The following is a 7,581-nucleotide window of genomic DNA, read 5'->3' on the forward strand; positions in this document are numbered from 1 at the left end:
TTAAATTTAATCAATTAGCAATGGTGGGGTTACCCACTATAAATGACGAAAGGCCCTATTTATTGTTTTAATTATATGCAGTGAAATTAATTCTGAAAAGACATCATTTTAATAAAATAGATTTTTTTCAGTAAATCATCCCATCTATTTGGAATACATGTAATAAACAATCAAGATCAAGTGTGCAATCAGCATCAGAGGAAGGCCAATTGAAAAACACAGCTTTTGTGTTTTATGATGAAATATACGCATTGCTAACCAGCCTCCGATTGAGCCTCCAAAGAATGATAGAGACAAAAGCGTCACTTCACGTATCCTCCATTTTCCATGAACAGCTTTCCATTTATCAATTCCAAACATCATAAAAGAGATTAAGTTTATGATAAGTAGATATTTTGGCATGATTTCTAAAAACATTAGGTTATTCTCTCTCCTTCTGGAAACATTTTCTTTAATGCCTTTTATACTATTGCCTTTGTATCAAAAACAAATGGGTCTTGCTCTGAAATTAACTCTGCTCTTTTTGTTCTCCTCCAATCATCTTATAAAGTGTGTCGGCAGCCATTCTTCTTTTTCAGGAAGTCCGTACTTTTCCTTACCGAGTGCAATACTCTTCATAAGAAAAGTCATATTTCTTGCCAATGTACGCATGGTCTGAAGACCTTCAAAATCTTCCCTCGCTTGTCCCTTTTCTCTTCCATGAATACTGTTCCAATACTGGCTGGAAGCCACCGGCATGCCACAGATGGTAAAATACTTGTTTAATTCATCAAATGCCGCAGATAATCCACCTCTTCTGGCACATACAACGCTTGCACCAACCTTCATGGTCTTATCAAAGCCTGTGCTGTAGAATAATCTATCGAGGCAGGCAATGCATCCTCTGATATCCTTATTTCCGACCTGGACAACTTCTGTTTCCACTCCTTCAGCTTCAAATACCTTAACCATCTCATCAAGAGCAATACTTGTATTACCGCCTGCTCTTGGACTGCCGTTAATAATCAGTACCTTCATAAGAAACCTCCTTACATCTTTCCTTCAAATACAGGGAAGAATCCGTGGGCACCATAATCTTTTATATGTTCGATATTCTTGAGAGTCTCACATACTCAATCAGCATTTCTACCGGAACCTTCGGCACTTCTCCTATATCAAATCTATTTATTTTTGGTGCTTTATGTTTGTACTATACTCCTTGAGGTTTACTTCAGGTCAATAGCTTTTTGTAAAAAATATAATTATATTCCAGGCACTTTCCATAAAATAAACCGATGGTGTATTGATAGAATTTTCGATTTCTCCGAAGACTATATGAAGCATTGTGACTCCTAAAATATATTATCTAATTTAGCAGCAAGGTGTTCAAAAGCTTCTGTCCTCGTATTATTATGTTTTACTGTTGATTCGTCCATAATCTACTCTATCGATTTTCCAAATGAATATGCCTTTTCCAAATCTTCTTCCTTAAGGTCACCTTTTTCTCTGGCACCCCTGACTAATACCTTTCCGGCATCTGTCAATTTAAAGAAGTTCAAGGTCAACTCATACTGCTTAAGTATTGCATCGAACAATTCCGGTAACGTAGCCGCACCAACAAGAATTAAGCCCAGCTTTTTAATATGAAACTCATTTCTCATTGGCGTGTGCAACCTGTCTATCACAGCCTTTAACTGCGCACTGATACCATAAAAATATACAGGCGATGCGATCAATATCATATCCGCTTCCTTTAGTTTAGAATATATCCTCGTCATGTCATCGTTTTGAAAGCACTCATGTCCTTCTCTCATAAAACAAGAATTACAACCAATGCAAGGATTTACTTTGTAATCTATCACTGAAATCACTTCAATAGTGTTATTATCTTCAGCTCCCTTTATGAATGCATCTACAAGTCTTTCTGTATTTCCCTCTTTTCTCGGACTTCCAGAAAAAATTACTATCTTGCTCACGATAAAGCCTCCCCTCAGGTATGCCCAAAGCCAAACTAATGCTTGACATCCATCATTTTTCTTCCCTGCCAAAATCTAACCTTATTAAAGCTTTACCATTCGGCAATAGCACAGACTCTTTAAAAATATTGCAGTATCCTGCCCGCACTTCTGATCATCTCCGGGAAGAGTGTTCTAAAACCATAGGTTTCCTAACACAATCAAGGAAAATGTGTTAGGAAATCCGGCAGAGCCGGATGTTTTTTGGGCTTAGGCCCAAAAAACACGTGTACGGATATTGAATTTCCCCGGAAATTCAATATCCTATGCTCAATTGCATATGATGTAAAAACTCCCTATGTACAATTGAAATTATGGCTGTAGTGTTCAACTGCCTTTTCTTCATGAAAGCATTCCATCCTGCTCCTCCCCCTTATGTCCATGATTCTCCTTCTTGTAATGCCTTCATTATTACTTCAAAATCACTCAAATGAATATAATGTCCACTATTGTCTGCTCTTAACAAGATTGATTTTTCTGAAAAAGTAAGATATTCCTGCATCAAAGACTGCCACAGCTCTTCAACTTTTTCTGCAAATTCTTTTGTGGTTTGTCCAAATTCCATGATTTCTTTTATTTCAAATTCACTTCCATGGGTTATAAGTACGATAGGAATCTGCGGAAAGTTTCCTCTTTCTGTTAATTGACAGATCTCCTTTTCCTCATGTGCCAGGCGATATTCCTCTAAGGCGGCATCATGAAGTTCTACCTTTGTTAATTCATCTAGAATGTATTTCTTTGCTTCCGGTGTAAATTGCTCATAGTAATAAAATGGCGGTGCTTTTTTCATAATGAGTTTAATTACAAATCCCAAATGCCAAGAAGCCATTTTCCGCATGATTACAAAGTTTTCTGATTTATTAAAGCCACTCTTTTTCTGCTCATCAGCTGTAGTAAATACTGATTTATATGTATTGTCATTTGCAGATAAAGGATCTACAAACACTATGCCACGAATCATATTGGGATACAATCTGGCAAATTGCTGCGCATACAGACCACCCTGTGAATGTGCCAAAATAATAATCTTACTTTTACAGGGTAGTTCAATTAACAAAGTATGTAATTCTTCGGCTATATTTTTCGGCGAGCGCGCCTTGTAAATATTTCTTCCGCGCTCATACAAAAGAACGGCAAATTGTTCAGAAAGCTGCTCTGCAATATGCCACCACTCACCGGCAACTGCGCCAAGCCCCATTTCAATAACCAAATCAATATCTCCCTCGCCAAATATGCAATAGGATATATTCTGACCCTCTATCATTTTGCTATCCAGAGATAAAGACTTTTTCATTTAGAATCTCCTTTATTGTTATTTACCCAGTAATCTACTCATCCCATGATTTTCTTATACCTAACGCTCCTTTTCACTTAACTCTTTGGAACATCCTAAAACAAAAATATCACAAAACAAAAAAAGTTCTTATCTTACACTTATAAAGACCTGTCTTTCACTCCTAAAATGTATTTGGAAAGCGAAGTTAATGAAGAAATATAAGCTACCGATAATGTCAATCATCTCAATCTTTTCGCTCCTGTTCTTCACGTCTTTTGCGTCGCTGTTCGCGGTTATTCTTTTCAGACTCGAAGATTTCTACCGCTGCATCAGTCAGCTCATCCGGCCAAACATTGCCGTTTGAAACAATATCGGCCCAAGGACAAAGCATTTCATAATCATGATCTAATACGACCGTATATGGCGGACCGCAACGATCATCGACATCCATGTAAATATGTCGTCCATCCTTAATCAGATGGTACGAATCCCTGTCATCCATACCCTTTTTTAAACTCCATATTCAGACCTCTTTATGTTATATTCAGATATTTATCTGGTTTCGACTTTACTGCTGCGGTCTCACTCCCCCACACTCGCAACAGAACCTGCCTGTGTTAGTGGCTCCGCACAAAGGGCAGATCCATTTAGAGCCGTCATTCACAATAAGCTTTTTCGTAACAATTGCACGGTCAGACTGATTTTCGTTATTCATATTATCAACCATACCCATAAATCCAATGCCGTTCATAATCACGCATCCCTTGTGTACATCATATCATGATTTACTTCCGACTGATAAAAGCTTTCGATTGTTGTTAACGAATTGAACTCGCCGAAAGATACTGTAGTTTTTGTAGATCAGTCGGAATCATTCACGGGGAGTTGCTTTTCCGTAGCTTTCCACGAACTTATCTTCTGTAATGTGCATGTTCGCACCTCCATTTTCTTGGAGGCCAGGCTTGCCGGCTTGCGTCACCTCTTGCTTACACATGCAATTCTACGGAACTCTATGTAACAAGTCGTTCCCCAAACAGACAACCTCAGATTGACAGGGGGACAACTATCCGTTAAATGCATCAAAAAAGGACCTCCGAAGAGATCCTTAAGACACATTATTTTATTCCATTCTTATCTTTACCTTTTTTCCGGAGAAGGCTATTCCGAATTTTATGATCTTCTCATATGCCCTCCCAGCCTTGTACCATAAGTTCCACCAATTAGTCTTTTAATCTGACCTGCGCTTGCTATGGGGTAAAGTTCCATAATATTCCGCGCAATCGCCTTACCTGACTCTGGTGGATCATCACTATATCTTGATGTCACATTCTCGTATCCCCACAGACACTCAGGCTTTGCATAAACAGCAATCGACCAGCCATAGGGTTCACCCTTCTTATTCTTACGCTGTCTGAAATCCTTGACACAAATATATGTCTTCATCTGCAGGTCAGTAACAGTTCCGTCAAAGCCCTTTTCTCCGCCTTTACCAAAACCGGCCTTCTGCTTTAAATCATTAGAATACAGCTCATCCTCTGTCTCAAAGCAATCCATTATCTTCTTCTGGCGGTTTGTTGCCTTTTCATCATCCCAGAGTGCCTCGAAATCATATCCATCCCTGCGATAATTCACAAAATACGGCAGCCACTTCTTGGATATAAATCCTGCCTTCTTTTCAAAGAACTTGCCATAAGCCACTTCACCGCTTCTGGCAATAATCCCGCGCCACTCCCAGGGATCAACCTCAGGGTCTCCACACCACCAATAATCCGGAAATGTATGTTCCTCAAGCGAAAATCCTGATAGATCATTCTTGAAAAGCGGCAGAAATCCAACTTCATTTATGTAGTTAATTGCATCCTGAACTGTATGTAGACACTCAGGGGAATCCCACTCCACACCATGCATGATCCAGGTTCCGTTTTCATTACCCATTCTGTATCCTCATCTTAAAATCACTGCAAATATAGCAGCTAAATCTTAATACATTCTATTTAATAAAGCTCTCTATATCCGACTTTGTCATCCTGATCCTTGTCCGGTCAAGCACCTCATCCATAAGCTTATACAGATTTAAGTCAAGCGAAGCCCTGACATATCTTCAGAAAACTCCTCTCAAGCTGAGTCCTGAAACTGCAAAGATTCCTGATGATACGAGCCTTCTTTTCCAGTTCCAGACGGTTGTATATCTCAAGCTTTGGAGGTTCATTTTCATTTTCGAAGATCTTCTTAGGAACTCCTATGAGATAAGCCACCTTGGAGATTATGTCATATTGCTGACCATAACTTTCACCGGACAGATTTATATCAGCAGGAATCAAATCCGCCAGATTGTATGTGAACCTATTATTCTGAATATCCATGTCATATCCTTTTTTCTAAGAAATGTGTTTCACCACGCACTTTCTATCTGGATTTAAGTATCATGGTCATCATATATATTTCATCTTCTGGGATTTCCTCCAGAGACCTGAAGCATCTTTCATTGGATGTGCCACATCCTGAAATTGCATATACGTCTATGCCGACTTTACTCCTTAACTTTTCCTTCACAGTTTTTATTCTCTTTCCGCATTTCATAATAACCTTAGTACCCGGAAGATCCAGTGCGTCATCTATATCATCAATAGTCGGTATCACATGAAGTTGTTCGCGTCCTTCACAAAGTGATATCCCTAACCTGTTAGCACATGCAGTCAGCGATGTGATACCACTGATAGAATGTGTTTCTATTCCATCTTTTCGTGCAAGATCCGAAACATAGGAATATGTTGAATAGAGAGCCGGATCCCCGATAGTTATAAATGAAACGATTTTTCCTTCCAAAACCAGTTTTTTTACAGTTTCATAGATTCTTCGATGATTATGAATTCTCTTGTTTTCATCTTTTGTCATCTCAAATTCTACCGGCATTATGTCCATGTCTTCTACTTCAGGAATCACTTGTTTTACAATCTGATATGCCCTGCACTCGCCTAAATCTTCTTTGGGACATACCAATACGTCTGACTCTTTTATCATTTTTACAGCTTTAAGTGTTATATCCTCCGGGTCTCCGATTCCTACACCGATGCCACATATTCGTCCATTCATATTGTGTAATGCTCCGTTTTTCATGCCATATCCGTTAATCGCTCCAGTAACCAGCTTATCCACTAGGTCTGTCAGACCTTCATTCTTCCTCATTACCCAACCCGTAATACAGCATCTCATTGTACTTAGCGTTTGCCTCTTCAGTTGCTTTCTTCTCACGCCATCTTTCTTATTTCTTATTTCTTATTTCTTATTTCTTATTTATATTATGTTAATATTTCTTTATTAATCCAGTAAAAAAATGATACAGGATGGTCATAATATTCTCAATCGTAATCATTATGATAGATCTCGCTTATGGTTCTTCAGCCCAGTCTCCACCACTGCCTAAAGGCTGTTTACCCTGCGCCAGATAATCAAGATCCCTTAACATCTCCGCGGCTGAAAGATCATCATAACATAGCTCTGTAAAATCACCGGATATTGCCGGCGCTTTATCTGCATAGACAAAGGCTTTGTTAACTTTGTCATAGAATAGGTACTCCGGTACAAATATTGTGGTTGCATCTACATTAGCACCGGTATCAATCCGCCCGGAACGCTCATAGCAGGTATAGTCTCTTCCATGAGTTCCATAAGGCAGAAAATAATCACCATAAGAATCAGCTGCTATAAAGAAAATATTATCCCCATCACTTGATAATATCTTCAGCCCATATCCCGGATAGTTAACCGTCATTTCTGGAATATTGTCATCATCCAGATAGAAAAGTTTGTAGCCGGTACCATTGGATTTGGAATGCTCCTGCATCACGATGTCCTTATACTTCTCGCATATAGCTGGTGTGATTCCTACTGACACTTTTTGTTCAGTTCCTTTTGTCTGAACAACTCCATTCACAACCCACTGTCCGTAAGCATTGACCTGATACCCATCCGGAGTTGTCGTATTGGTAAGAGCCTTACCATCAACTCCCAGATAATACCATTTATTATCGAAATCGACCCATCCTCCGGTAAATGGTGATGCCAAAAATATATCAGCACTTGGATCATCATATCCTAATGATAGCCGATCGTTATTAAGTGAATATGAAATGTATTGGGTCATGCCATAATAGTAAGTCTGATCAGCGAAAGATGTCATAGAAATCAAAAGGGTAAAAAGTGTTATCAAAATTATATATCTTATACCATGTCGTTTTTCGTTTTTCATAATTGGTCTCTCTATTCTTCTTTGTGTAAGTTCAACAAAAACCTTTGATTTTACAGACTTTG

Annotated in this window: 9 protein-coding genes and 1 pseudogene; all 10 read right to left on the reverse strand. The window is 38.8% G+C overall.

From position 1 onward, the window contains the following. Window positions 1-144: 144 nt before the first annotated feature. Window positions 145-417: a DUF1294 domain-containing protein gene (locus tag BXO88_RS17195; protein WP_078038685.1), complete on the reverse strand. Its 273-nt coding sequence runs from the start codon at window positions 415-417 to the stop codon at window positions 145-147. Between the two features lie 120 nt (window positions 418-537). Continuing rightward, window positions 538-1,017, reverse strand: a complete 480-nt coding sequence (locus BXO88_RS15795) for a flavodoxin family protein (RefSeq protein WP_078038686.1) — start codon at window positions 1,015-1,017, stop codon at window positions 538-540. A 401-nt stretch (window positions 1,018-1,418) separates the two neighbouring features. Further along, window positions 1,419-1,955: a flavodoxin family protein gene (locus BXO88_RS15800; RefSeq protein WP_078038687.1), complete on the reverse strand. Its 537-nt coding sequence runs from the start codon at window positions 1,953-1,955 to the stop codon at window positions 1,419-1,421. A 412-nt stretch (window positions 1,956-2,367) separates the two neighbouring features. Then, the gene (locus BXO88_RS15805; RefSeq protein ID WP_078038688.1) at window positions 2,368-3,288 is read right to left on the reverse strand and encodes an alpha/beta fold hydrolase; all 921 of its coding nucleotides are present in this window, start codon (window positions 3,286-3,288) and stop codon (window positions 2,368-2,370) included. A 226-nt stretch (window positions 3,289-3,514) separates the two neighbouring features. Beyond that, a complete protein-coding gene (locus BXO88_RS15810) occupies window positions 3,515-3,772 on the reverse strand; it encodes a hypothetical protein (RefSeq protein ID WP_078038689.1) in 258 nt (85 codons plus the stop codon). A gap of 66 nt (window positions 3,773-3,838) precedes the next feature. Further along, entirely contained in the window at window positions 3,839-4,021 is a 183-nt protein-coding gene (locus BXO88_RS15815) for a hypothetical protein (protein ID WP_078038690.1), read from the reverse strand. A 419-nt stretch (window positions 4,022-4,440) separates the two neighbouring features. After that, the gene (locus BXO88_RS15820; RefSeq protein WP_078038691.1) at window positions 4,441-5,205 is read right to left on the reverse strand and encodes an AlkZ-related protein; all 765 of its coding nucleotides are present in this window, start codon (window positions 5,203-5,205) and stop codon (window positions 4,441-4,443) included. 143 nt (window positions 5,206-5,348) lie between these two features. After that, on the reverse strand, window positions 5,349-5,633 hold the full coding sequence (locus BXO88_RS15825) for a hypothetical protein (RefSeq protein ID WP_078038692.1): 285 nt from the start codon (window positions 5,631-5,633) through the stop codon (window positions 5,349-5,351). Window positions 5,634-5,676: 43 nt separating this feature from the next. Next, entirely contained in the window at window positions 5,677-6,456 is a 780-nt protein-coding gene (gene cobI, locus BXO88_RS15830; protein ID WP_168171751.1) for a precorrin-2 C(20)-methyltransferase, read from the reverse strand. 202 nt (window positions 6,457-6,658) lie between these two features. After that, window positions 6,659-7,581 (reverse strand): annotated as a pseudogene (locus BXO88_RS16915) (hypothetical protein); the annotation flags it as partial.

The sequence above is a fragment of the Oribacterium sp. C9 genome (assembly GCF_002007235.1).
In the GTDB taxonomy this organism is placed as follows: Bacteria; Bacillota; Clostridia; order Lachnospirales; family Lachnospiraceae; genus Oribacterium.